Here is a 14,471-nt window from a genome sequence, read left to right as displayed (position 1 = left end):
ACGGCCCGAGGGATGCAAGGGGGGTGGGGCGTGACAGATGTACCGGTGCCGTCCTATCGCGTGCGGCGCGAGGATGATGGGGGATCGCCCTGGCGGATGCTCGCCTTCGGCGGCGGCATGGCAGGGGTTTTGCTGCTGGGCGGGGCAGCGTGGTGGGGGATGACCTCGAGCGGCGGGCCGCGCTCGGTACCGCTGATCGAGGCTGACCCGCGGCCCTTCAAGGTGCGGCCCGACGATCCCGGCGGGCTGCGTGTGCCGAACCAGGACGAGCTGATCTTCGAGCGCAGCCGCGGCAGCACTGCGCAGCCGCCCGGCGCGCGACTCGCGCCGGAGCCGGAGGCCCCAAGCCTCGATGCGCTGCGTGCCCAGGTGGCACAGCCGGCGCCGCGGCCGGCACCCGTGCAGCTTCCGCTGACGTCGCAGGCGCCGGCGCCGGCAGGGACGGAGCCTGCGCCGGCGCCTGCCGCGCCGCAGGTGGCCGAGGCACCGGCTCCCGCCGCAGCCGTGCGCCCTGCGCCGACGCCGAATGGCCGGGTACGGGTGCAGCTGGGCGCGTTGACCTCGGAGGAATCGGCGCGGGGCGAATGGGACCGGCTGGCGCGACGGCATGCCGACCTGCTTGGTGAGTTCCGCCCGCAGGTCGTGCGGTTCGAGCGGGAAGGGCAATCCACCCTGTTTCGCCTGCGCACCGGTGGCTTCGCCGACGTGACCGCCGCGCGGGCCTTCTGCGAGCAGGCCCGCGAGCAGCGCATTCCCTGCGTCGTCGTCCGCTGACGATCCTGCCGTGACCCCCCGCGCGGCGATCATCGGCCTGTCCGGGCCGCGGCTGACGGCCGAGGAAGCCGCGCTGCTGCGTGACCGCCGGCCGGTCGGCACCATCCTGTTCGCGCGCAACGTGGCCGATCCCGAGCAACTCCGCGCGCTGACCGGGGAGATCCGGGACATCCTGGGCGCCGAGGCGCCGATCCTGGTGGACCAGGAAGGCGGCCGCGTCGCCCGGCTGAAGCCGCCGCACTGGGAGCGCTTCCCGGCCGCCGCCGCCTTTGAGCACGCGTCCGAGGCTGCGCTGCGCGCCAATGCGGAGCTTCTTGGCCGCACCTGCCGGCAGGCGGGGCTGGACGTGGTCTGCGCGCCTGTGCTGGACCTGCGGCTGCCCGGCGCCCATGGCGTGATCGGTGACCGAGCCTTCGGCGGGGACCCCGCCACGGTCGCCCGGCTCGGCGCGGCCTTCGTCGCCGGGTTGCAGGCGGCGGGGACGATACCGGTGATCAAGCACATCCCCGGCCATGGACGGGCGCTGGCCGACAGCCATCATGAACTGCCGCGCGTCGCGGCCGCGGCGGCCGACCTCGCGGCCGACATCGCGCCCTTCCGCGCCCTGGCTGGGTCCGGCGCTTGGGCGATGACCGCCCACGTGCTCTATGAAGCCTGGGATCGGGCGCTGCCCGCCACCATCTCCCCTGCGGTGATCAGGGACGTCATCCGTGGCGAGATTGGGTTCGAGGGCGTTCTGGTGACGGATGATTTGGCGATGGGCGCGCTGGACGGTGCGTCGAACGATCTGGCCGGCGCGGCGCTCGCCGCCGGCTGCGACGTGGTGTTGCACTGCACGGGACGGCTTTCGGATACGGCTGCGCTGCTGTCGGCTTGCCCGCCGCTGACCGACCGGACCGCGGAGCGGCTGGCGCAGGCGCGTGCGGCTTCCGAGGCATTCCATTTTCGGCGCCCGGAGGCATTGCGCGCGCTGCGCGATGCCGCGCTCGGTGCCCTGGCCGCGGCGGCCCCCGGCGACGACCCGACCGCGCGGCCCGCCTGATGCCCGACTGGTTGCCGGAGGTGGCGGCGGCGGTGATCGCCGCCGTGCTCGCCATCACGCTGCATGAGGCCGCGCATGGCTATGCCGCCCTGTGGCTGGGCGACGACACGGCGAAGCGCGCCGGGCGGATCAGCATCAACCCGCTGCGTCATGTCGATCCGGTCGGCACGCTGATCCTGCCCGGCGTCATGGTGGCCGGGCAATTGCTCGCGATCGGGCATGTGCAGGGGGTGTTCGGCTGGGCCAAGCCGGTGCCGGTCGATATCTGGCGGCTGCGCAATCCGCGCTGGGGCATGGTCCTGGTCGCCGCGGCCGGGCCGGCGATGAATGCCGCGCTGGCGGTCGCGGCGGCGCTGCTGGTGCATCTGGTAGTCGCGGGCGAGAATCTGCTGGGTCCCGACCTGGCCTGGTTCCTGGCGCGGATATGCGTGCTGTCCGTGCTGACGAACCTGGTGCTCGGCCTGTTCAACCTGCTGCCGCTGCCGCCGCTGGATGGCGGGCGCATCCTGGTCGGCATCCTGCCGCGCGGCCCGGCCATGGCGGTGGCGCGCCTCGAGCCCTACGGCATCATGATCGTGCTGCTGGGCCTGTTCATCCTGCCGATGGCGATCCCGTCCTGGAACCCGATGGACATCTTCCTGCGCGAGGTCGTCCAGCCGGCCTTCGAGTTCGTGGTCGCCATCACGGGCCATGAGGACGGACGGTGAGCGAATCGCTGCACCTGACGCTGGACGGGTTCGAGGGGCCGCTCGACCTGCTGCTGGAACTCGCGCGGTCGCAGAAGGTCGATATCGCGAAGATCTCGATCGTCGCGCTGGTGGACCAATATCTCGCGGTCATTGAGGGCGCGCGGCAGGTGCGGCTGGAACTGGCGGCCGACTGGCTGGTGATGGCGGCCTGGCTGGCCTGGCTGAAATCCCGCCTGCTGGTACCGCCCGAGGAAGCCGAGGGCGAGGATGCCGAGGTGCTCGCCGAACAGCTCGCCGAGCGGCTGGTCGAACTGGAACGGATGCGCGCGGCCTCCCTGTGGCTGAACCGGCGGCCCTGGCTGGGGCATGACGTCTTCGCCCGCGGCGCGCCGGAAAGCCTGCGGGTCGAGGATCGGTCGGGGCTGCATGCCGACCTGCCGTCGCTGCTCCAGGCCTATGTCGCGGCGCGGCGGCGGGCGCTGGCGAAGCGGCCCTACCGACCCAAACCGCGCAAGCTGTTCACGGTGCAGGAGGCGCTGGAACGGCTGACCCGGCTGGTCGGCGCGCTGCCGTCCTGGTCCGTGTTGCAGGGCTTCCTGCCCGATACCATCCTCGATCCGGTGGAACGTCGCGCCGCCCTTGCCAGCACGCTGGTGGCGGGGCTGGAGATGGCGCGCGGCGGCGGGATCGAGATCCGCCAGGACGAGGCCTTCGGGCCCATCATGGTGCGCCGCCGGACCGAGGAGGGTGCCGCGGATGACCAACCAGCCTGAGGCGCCGGAGCCGCCCCAGCATGGGCCGGCCGAGGACACGATGACGGGGGCCGGGGCGGAGGGCGCTGTCCCGCGGGACGAAGCTGCTGCAGACGGCGGCGAAGCGGGCGCGCCGGCCGAGGCAGGCCCCGCCACGACCGCGGGGCAGGAGCCGGCCGATGATGCCGCGGCTTCGGCGCCTCGCGAGGATGATGCCCCCGCGGACAGCCAAGGGCAGGACGCTCCGCCTGAGGATGCGGGCCTGGACCCCGACCTGCTGGCCGCCGCCGTGCGGCTGGCGGAGGCGCTGGTCTTCGCCTCCGACCGGCCCGTGACCGCGGCGATGCTGGGCGCCATCCTGCCCGAAGAGCTGACCGCCGGCACGGTCATGGCGGCGCTCGCGGAGGCCTGCGAGGGCCGCGGCGTGGTGCTGGCCGAGGTCGCCGGTGGCTGGGCGTTCCGCACGGCGCCGGATCTCGCGGCACGGCTGACGAAGGTGGTCCAGGCGCCGCGGCGCCTGCCGCGCGCGGCGATGGAGGCGCTGTCCATCATCGCCTACCACCAGCCCTGCACCCGCGGCGAGATTGAGGAGATTCGCGGCGCCGCGCTGGCCCAGACGACGCTGGAGGCGCTTCTGGAACTCGGCCTGGTGGCCCCGCGCGGCCGTCGAGAGGTACCAGGCCGGCCAACCCTGTGGGGCACGACGCCGAAGTTCCTGGAGCAGTTCGCGCTGAAGGCGCTGTCGGACCTGCCCCGCAAGGAGGAACTGGTGACGGCCGAGACCGGACCGGCGCTGCCGCTCGGCCCGGCCGCCGCGCCGGGACGGGCGCCGCCCGCCGCGGAACCCAGCGCCGCGGATGCATCGCTGGCGTCCGAGCCGGCTGTCACGGAGCGCGACGACACGCCAGGCGCGCCGGGCCCCGCGGTCGAGGGAAGCGAGGAAACGGCAGCCGAGCCCGAACCCGAGGCCGCGGAGGGCGAGGATACGCCGCCTACGCCTGCGCCGTGACCATCGGCTCTCTGCGCCACCGCGCGGCCTGCTCCGATTGCGACCGATGCGCCACGTCCCGGCGCGGAGGCATCCCGGCCAACGGGCCGGCCCACGCTGTCCAAGGACAGGAACAGTGACCCTGGAATTCCACGATATCCACCACGCCTACGGTGATCTGCCAGTTCTGCGCGGCATCGGCCTGTCGGTTGCGCCAGGCGAGATCGTCTGCCTGCTCGGTGCCTCGGGCTGCGGCAAGACGACGCTGCTGCGCCTCGCCGCGGGGCTTGAGCCGTTGCAGGCCGGGCGGATCGAACTGGGCGGCCAGGTGATGGCCAAGCCGGGCCGGGAGGTGCCGCCGGAACGGCGTGGGGTCGGCTTCGTCTTCCAGGACTACGCGCTGTTCCCGCATCTGAGCGTCGCCGAGAACGTCGCATTCGGGCTGCGCTTCGCCTCGCGTGCGGAACGCGCCCCGAGGGTGAGCGAGGCGCTGGCCCTCGTCGGACTCGACACCTATCGGGATGCCTATCCGCACATGCTGTCGGGCGGGCAGCAGCAGCGCGTGGCGCTGGCCCGAGCGCTGGCGCCGCGCCCGGCGGTGCTGCTGCTGGACGAGGCATTCGCCAGCCTGGACGCCCGGCTGCGGGAGCAGGTTCGCGACGATACACTGCACGTTCTCCAGAACGCGGGGATCGCGACCCTGCTGGTGACCCATGATGCCGAGGAGGCGATGTTCATGGGCGACCGCATCGCGCTGATGCGGGAAGGGCGCATTTTGCAGCTCGGCCCGCCGGAGGCGCTGTATTTCGGACCGACCGACCGCTACGTCGCGACCTTCCTTGGCGAGGTGAACCGGCTGCCGAGCCGGGTGCGCGGCGGTCAGGCGACGACGGCGATCGGCGCCTTGCCGGCCGCGGGCCAGCCTGAGGGGGCTGCGGTCGAGGTCCTGGTGCGGCCGGAAGGGCTCCAGATCGGCACGGCTGCCGCCCATCAGGCGGAGGTCGAGGCCTGCCGTATGTTGGGGGCCACCACGCTGGTACATCTTGCGCTGCCGGACGGGGCAGGGGGGGTGCTTCGGCTGCACGCGCGCCTGCCGGCCGGGCGGCGCCTGTCGCGCGGCGAACGTGTAACGGTGGCGATCGATCCCGAACGGGCCTTCGTCTTTCCGCCCGAGGCACCCTAGATATCAGTGCGCCGCATTGGCGAGATGCCGGCTTCCTGCTAACGGGGCGTCCCCCGCCGGCAGTGGCGCCGAGGGACAAGGAACGCATGCTAGGGCTCGATTGGTCAGAGATCGCCTTGATCGCGGTGGTGGCGCTCGTCGTCATCGGGCCCAGGGACCTGCCCGATGCCATCAAGGGCATTGCGAAGGGTATCCAGTCCCTGCGCCGCAAGGTCGCCGAGTTCCAGCAGCAGGCCGATGAGCTGGTCCGTGAGGCCAAGCTCGAGGACGTGCGCAACCAGATCGCTGACGTCCGCAACACGATCAGCGAGATCCGGTCCTTCGACATCAAGGGGCAGATCACCAAGGCGGTCGATTCCGACGGTTCGGTGCGCAAGGCGTTCGAGGATCCGATGATCCCCGGCGGCAGCTACACCCCGCCGCCTGCCTATGAACCGCCGCCGGTGCCGGAAAACGCACCGGCCTTCGTGCCGCCCGACGTCGCGCGCTGGGCGGCCCCGCCGGCCCCGCCGCCCCCGCTGCCGGCACCCCCGCCCGCACCGGCCTTCGTGCCGCCGACCGAGGCTGCACCGGCCCCGGCGACGCCGGTCGCCGCCGTGCCGCAGCCGCTGCCGGCGCACCAGCCCGAGCCGCCACGGCCGGCCCCCACCAACCCGAGCGTGTAGGCGACCGCTTCCTTGGCGACCGAAACGACCGAAGACGACGATCCGATCCACGACAAGGCGATGCCGTTGATGGATCACCTGAAGGAGCTGCGCGCGCGGCTGCTCTGGTCCGTCGCTGCCTTCCTGATCGCCTTCGCCGGCTGCTATTATTTCGCCGAGCCGATCTACTTCTTCCTGGCCGAGCCGCTGATCCAGGTGATGCGCGATCTCGGCCATTCCAACCCGCGGCTGATCTTCACCCATCTGCTGGAGGCGTTCGTCACCTACCTGAAGGTGGCGTTCTTCGGCGCGGTGTTCCTGTCCTTCCCGATGTGGGCGACGCAGCTTTGGCTGTTCGTCGCCCCCGGCCTGTACCGCAGCGAGAAGCGGGCGATCCTGCCCTTCCTGGTCTCCTCCCCCTTCCTGTTCCTGCTGGGGGCGGCGCTCGCCTACTACTTCATCTTCCCGCTGGCCTGGCGCTTCCTGGCCGGCTTCGCGACTCCGCCGGGGGGCTGGGACGGCGCCTCCGTCGATCTGCTGCCGAAGGTCAGCGAGTACCTCTCGCTGGTCATGCACATGATCCTGGCCTTCGGGATCGCCTTCCAGCTTCCGGTGCTGCTGACGCTGCTCTGCCGGGTCGGCATCCTGAACGTGGAGTCGCTGCGCAAGGGGCGACGCTACGCGATCGTCATCATGTTCGTGGTGGCTGCCGTGCTGACGCCGCCCGACATCATCAGCCAGATCGGCCTCGCCGTGCCGCTGATCCTGCTCTACGAGGTCTCGATCCTCGCCGCGCGGTGGATGGCGCCGAAGCCGCAGGATCCGAGTTGACCCCGGCGCGCCGTAAGGGGCGCGCCACGTCACGGGTCCGATTCTTCAAGAGGCATTTGAGCGATGCATGACATCAGGGCGGTGCGGGCTGATCCCGCGGCATTTGACGCGGCGCTGAAACGGCGCGGGATCGATGCGGCCTCGGCCGCGATCCTGTCCCGCGACGAGGCCCGCCGCAGCGCCCAGACCGCCCTGCAGGAGAAGCAGTCGCGCCGCAACGCCATCGCCAAGGAGATCGGCATGGCGAAGCGCCAGGGCGGGGATACGGCCGCACTGGAAGCCGAGGCCGTGGCGCTGCGCGACGAGATGGCGGCACTGGAAGCGACCGCCGCCGAGGCCGAGCGCGAGCAGACCGCGCTGCTGGAGGTTCTGCCCAACACGCTGGATGCCGAGGTGCCGGATGGTGCCGACGAGGCGGCCAATGTCGTGCTGCACACGCATGGCGAGATCCCGGCCTTCTCCTTCACGCCGAAGCAGCATTTCGAACTCGGCGAGGCGCTGGGGCTGATGGATTTCGGCACGGCGGCGAAGATCGCCGGCGCGCGCTTCACCGTCCTGAAAGGCGGGCTCGCGCGGCTGGAACGCGCGCTGGGTCAGTGGATGCTGGCGTTGCACACCGAGGCGCATGCCTACACCGAGGCGTCGGTGCCGCTGCTGGTCAACGACGCCGTCGCCTACGGCACCGACAAGCTGCCGAAATTCGCCGATGACCTGTTCCGCACCACCGACGGGCGCTGGCTGATCCCGACCGCGGAAGTGCCGCTGACCGGCTTCGCGATGGATGCGATCCTGCCCGAGGCCGATCTGCCGATACGCCTGACGGCGCTGACGCCCTGCTTCCGGTCGGAAGCCGGCAGCGCCGGGCGCGACACGCGCGGCATGCTGCGCCAGCACCAGTTCTGGAAGGTGGAGATGGTCTCCATCACCACGCCGGAGGAATCGGGCGCCGAGCACGAGCGCATGACGCGCTGCGCGGAGCGGGTGCTGACCGATCTCGGCCTGACCTGGCGGCGGGTGTTCCTGTGCGCCGGTGATACCGGCTTCGGCGCGGCGCGGACCTATGACCTCGAGGTCTGGCTGCCCGGACAGCAGGCGTGGCGGGAGATCTCATCCTGCTCCAACACGCGGGACTTCCAGGCGCGGCGGATGAACGGCCGCTACAAGCCGAAGGAAGGCAAGGGCAACGTCTTCCTGCACACGCTGAACGGGTCGGGCGTCGCCCTCGGACGCGCGCTGATCGCGGTGATGGAGACCTACCAGAACGAGGATGGCAGCATCCGCGTGCCGGAGGCGCTGCTGCCCTTCATGGGCGGGGTCAAGAAGATCGGCTGAACGGGACGGCGATTGTCTCGCCGAAGGCGGGGATGCGGAAGTCGGCGTCCCCGCGCAGCGCGAGCAGGCGTTGAACCGGCTCGTCGATCGGCTCCCGCGTCAGCTTGAACACGCCGAAATGCATGGCGATGGAGGTGCGCGCGCGCAGGGCGGCATGGGCCTGCATCGCCTCTTCCGGGTTCATGTGCACGGACGACATGAACCAGCGCGGATCATAGGCGCCGATCGGCACCATGGCGGCGTCGAAGGGGCCGAGGCGCGCGCCGATCTCCGCGAAATGAGGACCCCAAGCGCTGTCGCCGCAGAAGAACACGCGGGCGCCGCTGGCCGATTCGATGGCGAATCCGCCCCATAATGCGCGGCAGGTATCGCGCAGCGTGCGCGCCGAGCCATGCCGCATCGGCAGGTAGGTGATGCGGTGGCCGCCCGGCAGTTCATGCGCCTGCCACCAGTCGAGCTCGGTGACGTCGCTCAGGCCTGACCGGCGGATCAGCGCCGCGTTGCCGAGGCCGGTGACGACAGGCGGCGCGCCCATCCCCGCGAGCCGAGAGAGCGTCGCGAGATCGAGATGATCGTAGTGGCAATGCGACACCAGCACGGCGTCTGGGCGCGGCAGGGCTTCCAGCTCCTGGCCGGGGGCGCGGGCGCGTCGCGGGCCGATGAAGCGGAAGGGACTGGCGCGGGGGGACCAGACGGGGTCGGTCAGCAGCACCGGGCCGCCATCGATCGCGATGCAGAAGCTCGCATGGCCTATGGCGGTGATCGCGACATGGCCGGGCGGTGGTGGGGCCGGGGCAGGCTGCGGCGGATCGATGATGTGACGCGGCCAGCGCCCGCCGTCGCCGCCGAACATCAGCCGCACCACATCCTTCAGCCGCTTGCCGCCGGGGGAACCATCGGGATTGCAGAAGCGGCCGCGCGCGTCGCGAACCGCGCCGGCTATCCGCGCCGCGGCTGCCGCGTCAGTCCCCGGGTGATCCATGGCTACCGCGCGCTCTCGGCCCGAACGCTATGTCGGGCCGGCCAGGGACCGCACGCCGTCATCGGTCGCCAGTAGCCCCTCGGTCGCCATGCCGACAAAGAGGCCGTGCTCGACGACGCCCGTCGTCGCCTTCAGGCGGGTTGCGAGCTGGCCCGGATCGCCGATGGCGCCGCATTGCGCGTCGTAGATCAGGTTGCCGTTGTCGGTCAGATACGGCGCATCGCCCTTCATGCGGAGCGTGACCGCGCTGCCAACGCCGCAGGCCTGGAGCACCGCGCGGATGCGGGCCGCCGTGGTGCCGTGGCCGAAGGGGACGACCTCGATCGGCAGGGCGAAGACGGTGCCGAGTTGCGCGACATGCTTGCTCGCATCCGCGATGACGATGCAGCGGCGGGACAGCGTCCAGACCAGCTTCTCGCGCAGCAGCGCGCCGCCGGCGCCCTTGATCAGCGCCAGGCCCGGGCCGATCTCGTCGGCGCCGTCGACCGTGATGTCGATGTGCTCCACGGCATCGAGGTCCACCAGCCGCATCCCGAGACCTTCGGCCTGCTCCGCCGTCTGGCGCGAGGTCGGCACGCAGGCGATGTCGAGGCCGCGCGCCGCCAGCGCATCCACGAAGAACTTCGCCGTGGAGCCGGTGCCGAGGCCGACGACGGTGCCCGGCTGGATCAGCGCCGCGGCGGCCTTGCCGACGGCCTTCTTCTGCTGGTCTGCGCTGGTCATCGCCATCACCCCTCGATCTTCACGCCAAGCCGGCCGGCGAGGTCCTGGATGAACTGCCAGGCCACGCGACCGGAGCGCCCGCCGCGCGTCACCGACCATTCGATCGCCTGGGCATGCAACTCCTCGGTCGAGATCGGCAGGCCGAAATGGACGGCGTAGCCCTCGATCATCGCGAAGAAGGTCGGCTGGTCGGCGTTGTGAAAGCCGATCCAGAGGCCGAAGCGGTCGGAGAGGGAGACCTTCTCCTCCACGGCCTCGCCAGGGTTGATCGCGGTGCTGCGCTCATTGTCGATCATGTCGCGTGACATCAGGTGCCGGCGGTTCGACGTCGCATAGAACAGCACGTTCGGCGGGCGCCCCTCGATGCCGCCGTCGAGCACCGATTTCAGCGCCTTGTAGTCGGCGTCGTCCTTCTCGAAGGACAGGTCGTCGCAGAACACCAGGCAGCGGCGGGGCTGCAGCCGCAACTGGCCAAGTAGGTCGGGCAGGGTGCGGATGTCCTCGCGGTGGATCTCGATCAGTGCGAGGGAGCCGGGAATCTCGGCATTGGCCGCGGCGTGGGCGGCCTTTACCATGGAGGACTTGCCGGTGCCGCGGGCGCCCCACAGCATGGCGTTGTTGGCGGTGAAGCCGCGGGCGAAGCGCATGGTGTTGTCGACCAGCAGCGCCTTCTGGGCATCGATGCCCCGCAGCAGCCCGATCGGGACGGCCGCGACCCTCGGGACCGGGGCCAGGTGTGGGCGCGGTTCCGGATGCCAGACGAAGGCATCGGCGGCGGTCAGGTCGAGCCCGGAGGCCGGGGGCGGGGCCAGGCGCTCGAGCGCCTCGGCGATGCGGGTCAGGGCGGGCAGCAGGGCAGGGTGGTCCATGGCCCGCCGGGCATAGGACGGCTCGGTATTGACGGGAAGGGGTGGGCCGCTAGGTTCCGGCGCGTAAAGCCGGGAAAACGGAGCAGAACCATGTGGAATCCCTTCGCGATCTCGGTCGCCCATGCGCAGGCGGCGGAGGCGGGTGCCGCCGGCATCGCCATGCAGATCATGCCGCTGGTCCTGATCTTCGTCGTCTTCTACTTCCTGCTGATCCGCCCCCAGCAGAAGAAGATGAAGGAGCATCGCTCGATGCTCACGCAGCTGAAGCGCAACGACCGCGTCGTCACGGCGGGCGGCATCGTCGCCACCATCACCAAGGTGAAGGAAGGGACGGACGAGATCGAGGCGGAGATCGCGCCGAATGTGCGGGTCTCGCTCGTGCGCGGCACGATCACCAGCGTCATTCGCCCGCAGGCGGCGAACGACACCAAGGCGGACTGACACCGATGGCGGGGCCGCGCACGCTGCTGGACCTGGCGGGCGCGCTGCGGGACCCGCCGCGCCTCGCCGACGCCGCCCTGGTGGTGATCGATGCCCAGGGGGAGTACGGGACCGCCGGCAAGCTGCCGCTGGACGGCATGGCGGCTTCGCTCGTCGCCCTGTCCGGGCTGCTGGCGCGTGCCCGGGAAACAGGCGCGACGGTCATCCACGTGGCCCATCGTGGCAAGGCGGGCGGGTTGTTCGACCGCGCCGCAGCCGGCGGCGCCTTCCTGCCTGAGGCGACGCCGCTGGCCGGCGAGGCCGTGGTGGAGAAGGGGCTGCCGAATGCCTTCGCCGGTACGGAGCTCCAATCGCTGCTCGCCACCGCAGGCAGGCCGGACCTCGTGATCGCCGGCTACATGACGCATATGTGCGTCAGCGCAACGGTGCGCGCCGCTCTCGACCTCGGCCATCGCGTCACGGTCGCCGGCGACGCGGTGGCCACCCGCGCCCTGCCCGACCCGATGGGCGGCGCGGCCATTGCGGGTTCAGAGGTCAGCAGAATCGCGTTGGCCGAACTCGCGGACCGCTTCGCGATGGTGGTGCCGGCTGCCGCATTGACCTGACGTCGGTGTGTGCGGCGCGCCTGCCGAGGGCGTGCGCCTGCGATTGATTTGAGGGCAGAGGAAGCTCGACTTTCGCTAAGTGAGGCAAGCGACTACACCCATTCGTGGTGGTCCGGGATCGGGCTGCTAACCAATGGTACCAATGGCTCTCGCCTCACTGACGTATCGATATGTCCTTCGATCCTTCTACGACGTTTTTGATCACCTGCTTCCTCGCGCTGATGCTGGGCGCCCTGCAGCTATGGATGTGGTTGCAGGATCGCAAGCAATACGCCCTGGCATCGATCGGCAGCGCGTTCCTGCTGGGCGGGATCGCTTCGATTCTCGTCTCGTTGCGCGGCGTCGCCGCCGATTTCGTCTCGATCGACCTTGCCAATACCGTCTTTGCTATCGGCTACGGCCTGATCTGGACCGGTATGCGGCAGTTCGAGCAGCGGCGGCCGCTGCCTATCGGCATCGTCGCTGGCGCGGCCGTCTGGCTGCTGGCCTGCCAGGTGCCCGCCTTCTATGGGAATTTGACGGCGCGGGTGGCGCTGATGTCGACGATCATCGCCTCCTACTGTGTCGCGGCGGCGCTGGAGCTGCTGCGCGGCAAGGTCAGCCGGCACCTGCCGTCGCGCCTTCCCTTGGCCTGGTTGCTGCTGATCAACGCCTGCCTTCACGCGGCGCGGGCGCCGTTGTTGGTGTTGACGCCCGTGCCGGGCGATGCCCGGTTGCTCCCGACCAGCTCCGCCTGGTTCGGTTTCGTGTCGATGTCCGCGATCATCGTGATCGTCGGCGTTTCCGTCTTCCTCATCTCGCTCGCGAAGGAACTGGCGGAGCAGCGTTCCATCGCCGCGCTGGCGGCGGCACGGGATGCCTCGGACCGGGCCAATGAGGAGAAGTCGCGCTTCCTGGCGCGAATGAGCCATGAGTTGCGGACGCTGCTGAACTCAGTGCTGGGCATGGCGCAGTCGCTGGCGCGCGACCCGGGATTGTCGCCCGCGCAGCATGAACGGGCGGCGACGCTGGAACGGGCGGGCCGCCATCTGACGGCCATCGTGAACGACGTCCTCGACCTTGGGCGGGTGGAGGCCGGGCGGCTGGAACTCGCGCCGCGCGCGGTCGATCTGCGGGGATTGCTCGATGAGGTGATCGACTTCAACCGGTCGGCTGCCGAGGAGGAGGGTGTCGCCCTGGATCTCCGGCTGCACGCGGCCCTGCCGCTGGCCGTGCTGGCGGATCCGGTGCGGCTGCGACAGATCCTGCTGAACCTGCTTGGCAATGCGGTGAAGTTCACGCCGGCGGGCGGACAGATCGTGCTGGCTGCGCAGCCGGTGCCGGCCGGCCTCGAATTCGCGGTCACGGATGACGGTCCCGGCGTGCCGGCCGACCAGCGCGAGCGGCTGTTCCGCGACTATGAGCGCATGGGTGCGGATGCCGCCGGCACCGCCGGGACGGGGCTTGGCCTGGCCATCACGGCAGCGCTGGCGCGCGCGATGGGTGGCGGCGTGGCCTATGCGCCCGGCCCGGACGGCAGGGGCAGCCGGTTCAGCGCGACGCTGCCGCTGCCCGAGGCGCCTCTACCCGTCGCCGCGACGCCGCGCGCCGAGACGGAGGCGGCGCGTCTCGCGCAGGGCCTGCGCATCCTGGTCGTGGACGACATCGCCGCCAACCGGATGGTCGCCGAGGCCCTGCTGACCCAGGCAGGCCACCAGGTGCAGTCGAGCGCCGACGGCCCTTCGGCGATCGCCGTGCTGGAGGGCGGGATGCCGCTGCCCGATGCGGTGCTGATGGATGTCCACATGCCGGGCATGGATGGCCTGGAGGCCACGGCCCGGATCCGGGCGCTACCCGGGGCGGCGGGGCGCGTGCCGGTGATCGCGGTCACCGCCGAGGCCGCGCCGGAGGAGGTTCGCGCCTGCCTGGAGGCCGGCATGGACGGGCATGTCGCGAAGCCGATCGACAGCGCCGCGCTGCTGGCGGCGATCGGCGAGGCGCAACGCCGCCGCGCCGCCGCCGTGGCCCCCTGAACCGGCCGCGACGCTACAGCCTGGGGTCGCTGGCCCAGCCCTGGCCCGAACTCGCCGGCACGGTGCCGAGGAACGAGGTGCCGCGATAGGCGCCGTTGCCGTCCACATCGATCCCGAGCCGGGCAATGGCGACGAACGCACAGGCCCGGCAGCCGGCCAGGACAGGCAGGGCGAAAAGTAGCCGCGCACCGCCATCCGGCAGCGCGACGTGACGGATGAAGGCCTGGGTGCCGACCTCCAGCATCGCGTCGGGATGGGCGGGGCGCAGGCTCGCCTGGACCTCGGGGGCGAGGCGGTTCGCCTCGCCCATCACCAGGATCGCGCGCTCCTGCCGGATCACGGCCGCCCATTGGACGGTGCTGTTGGCCCGTTGCAGGAAGGCGAAGCGCACGGCGGCGAGCGGCCCGAAGCGGCGGATCTCCTCGACCTGCAGCGGCTCGCGGAACTGCCCTTGCAGGGCGAGCGCCAGCGCGCGCCGGTCATCGAGGGGAAAGGCGACATCCCGCGCTGCCGCGGGGGCGGCGACCAAAGGCAGCGCCAGCACCAGGCGGCGGAGCATCGCGGTACTCCCTGTCGACATACGGATATGAAAAAGGGCGCCGGG

At 71.1% G+C, this 14,471-nt stretch carries 16 protein-coding genes; 12 read left to right on the top strand and 4 right to left on the bottom strand.

Annotation, left to right across the window (positions count from 1 at the left end):
- Nucleotides 1-30: 30 nt before the first annotated feature.
- From GXW78_RS28230 to serS, 9 genes are all read left to right on the top strand, one after another.
- The gene (locus GXW78_RS28230) at nucleotides 31-774 is read left to right on the top strand and encodes an SPOR domain-containing protein (RefSeq protein WP_211867471.1); all 744 of its coding nucleotides are present in this window, start codon (nucleotides 31-33) and stop codon (nucleotides 772-774) included.
- A 10-nt stretch (nucleotides 775-784) separates the two neighbouring features.
- On the top strand, nucleotides 785-1,816 hold the full coding sequence (gene nagZ / locus GXW78_RS07380) for a beta-N-acetylhexosaminidase (RefSeq protein WP_211867470.1): 1,032 nt from the start codon (nucleotides 785-787) through the stop codon (nucleotides 1,814-1,816).
- The gene (locus tag GXW78_RS07375; RefSeq protein ID WP_211867467.1) at nucleotides 1,816-2,523 is read left to right on the top strand and encodes a site-2 protease family protein; all 708 of its coding nucleotides are present in this window, start codon (nucleotides 1,816-1,818) and stop codon (nucleotides 2,521-2,523) included. The genes nagZ and GXW78_RS07375 overlap by 1 nt, the downstream gene beginning before the upstream one ends.
- Nucleotides 2,520-3,278 (top strand): segregation and condensation protein A, encoded by a 759-nt coding sequence (locus GXW78_RS07370; RefSeq protein ID WP_211867465.1) that lies wholly within the window; start codon nucleotides 2,520-2,522, stop codon nucleotides 3,276-3,278. Before GXW78_RS07375 ends, GXW78_RS07370 begins: the two co-directional genes overlap by 4 nt.
- On the top strand, nucleotides 3,262-4,266 hold the full coding sequence (gene scpB / locus GXW78_RS07365) for an SMC-Scp complex subunit ScpB (protein ID WP_246521941.1): 1,005 nt from the start codon (nucleotides 3,262-3,264) through the stop codon (nucleotides 4,264-4,266). Before GXW78_RS07370 ends, scpB begins: the two co-directional genes overlap by 17 nt.
- Nucleotides 4,267-4,381: 115 nt before the next feature.
- Nucleotides 4,382-5,428, top strand: a complete 1,047-nt coding sequence (locus GXW78_RS07360; protein ID WP_338147702.1) for an ABC transporter ATP-binding protein — start codon at nucleotides 4,382-4,384, stop codon at nucleotides 5,426-5,428.
- A gap of 86 nt (nucleotides 5,429-5,514) precedes the next feature.
- Nucleotides 5,515-6,093, top strand: coding sequence for a Sec-independent protein translocase protein TatB (gene tatB / locus GXW78_RS07355; RefSeq protein WP_211867463.1), 579 nt, complete (start codon nucleotides 5,515-5,517; stop codon nucleotides 6,091-6,093).
- 12 nt (nucleotides 6,094-6,105) lie between these two features.
- Nucleotides 6,106-6,903: a twin-arginine translocase subunit TatC gene (gene tatC / locus GXW78_RS07350; RefSeq protein ID WP_408904170.1), complete on the top strand. Its 798-nt coding sequence runs from the start codon at nucleotides 6,106-6,108 to the stop codon at nucleotides 6,901-6,903.
- 63 nt (nucleotides 6,904-6,966) lie between these two features.
- A complete protein-coding gene (serS, locus tag GXW78_RS07345) occupies nucleotides 6,967-8,235 on the top strand; it encodes a serine--tRNA ligase (protein ID WP_211867462.1) in 1,269 nt (422 codons plus the stop codon).
- On the opposite strand, the gene GXW78_RS07340 is transcribed toward serS, so the two are convergent.
- From GXW78_RS07340 to GXW78_RS07330, 3 genes are read right to left on the bottom strand one after another with little or no spacing between them, the layout of a single operon-like run.
- Complete coding sequence (locus GXW78_RS07340; protein WP_211867461.1) at nucleotides 8,219-9,217, bottom strand: MBL fold metallo-hydrolase; 999 nt, start codon at nucleotides 9,215-9,217, stop codon at nucleotides 8,219-8,221. The genes serS and GXW78_RS07340 overlap by 17 nt on opposite strands.
- Nucleotides 9,218-9,244: 27 nt before the next feature.
- A complete protein-coding gene (gene rpiA / locus GXW78_RS07335; RefSeq protein ID WP_211867460.1) occupies nucleotides 9,245-9,940 on the bottom strand; it encodes a ribose-5-phosphate isomerase RpiA in 696 nt (231 codons plus the stop codon).
- Between the two features lie 5 nt (nucleotides 9,941-9,945).
- Nucleotides 9,946-10,809 (bottom strand): ATP-binding protein, encoded by an 864-nt coding sequence (locus GXW78_RS07330; RefSeq protein WP_211867458.1) that lies wholly within the window; start codon nucleotides 10,807-10,809, stop codon nucleotides 9,946-9,948.
- Between the two features lie 90 nt (nucleotides 10,810-10,899).
- On the opposite strand from GXW78_RS07330, the gene yajC reads away from it, so the two are divergent.
- From yajC to GXW78_RS07315, 3 genes are all read left to right on the top strand, one after another.
- On the top strand, nucleotides 10,900-11,250 hold the full coding sequence (gene yajC / locus GXW78_RS07325) for a preprotein translocase subunit YajC (protein ID WP_211867457.1): 351 nt from the start codon (nucleotides 10,900-10,902) through the stop codon (nucleotides 11,248-11,250).
- A gap of 5 nt (nucleotides 11,251-11,255) precedes the next feature.
- Complete coding sequence (locus tag GXW78_RS07320) at nucleotides 11,256-11,855, top strand: cysteine hydrolase family protein (RefSeq protein ID WP_211867456.1); 600 nt, start codon at nucleotides 11,256-11,258, stop codon at nucleotides 11,853-11,855.
- Between the two features lie 170 nt (nucleotides 11,856-12,025).
- Nucleotides 12,026-13,867, top strand: coding sequence for a response regulator (locus GXW78_RS07315; RefSeq protein ID WP_211867455.1), 1,842 nt, complete (start codon nucleotides 12,026-12,028; stop codon nucleotides 13,865-13,867).
- Nucleotides 13,868-13,880: 13 nt separating this feature from the next.
- On the opposite strand, the gene GXW78_RS07310 is transcribed toward GXW78_RS07315, so the two are convergent.
- Nucleotides 13,881-14,426 carry a hypothetical protein gene (locus GXW78_RS07310; RefSeq protein WP_211867454.1) on the bottom strand — a complete coding sequence of 182 codons (546 nt, stop codon included), beginning with the start codon at nucleotides 14,424-14,426 and terminating at the stop codon, nucleotides 13,881-13,883.
- Between the last annotated feature and the right edge of the window lie 45 nt (nucleotides 14,427-14,471).

It is taken from the genome of Neoroseomonas terrae, from assembly GCF_018129025.1.
Classification (GTDB): domain Bacteria; phylum Pseudomonadota; class Alphaproteobacteria; order Acetobacterales; family Acetobacteraceae; genus Neoroseomonas; species Neoroseomonas terrae.
The sequence above is the reverse complement of the archived record's forward strand: the minus strand, read 5'-3'. Positions and strand labels throughout refer to the sequence as shown.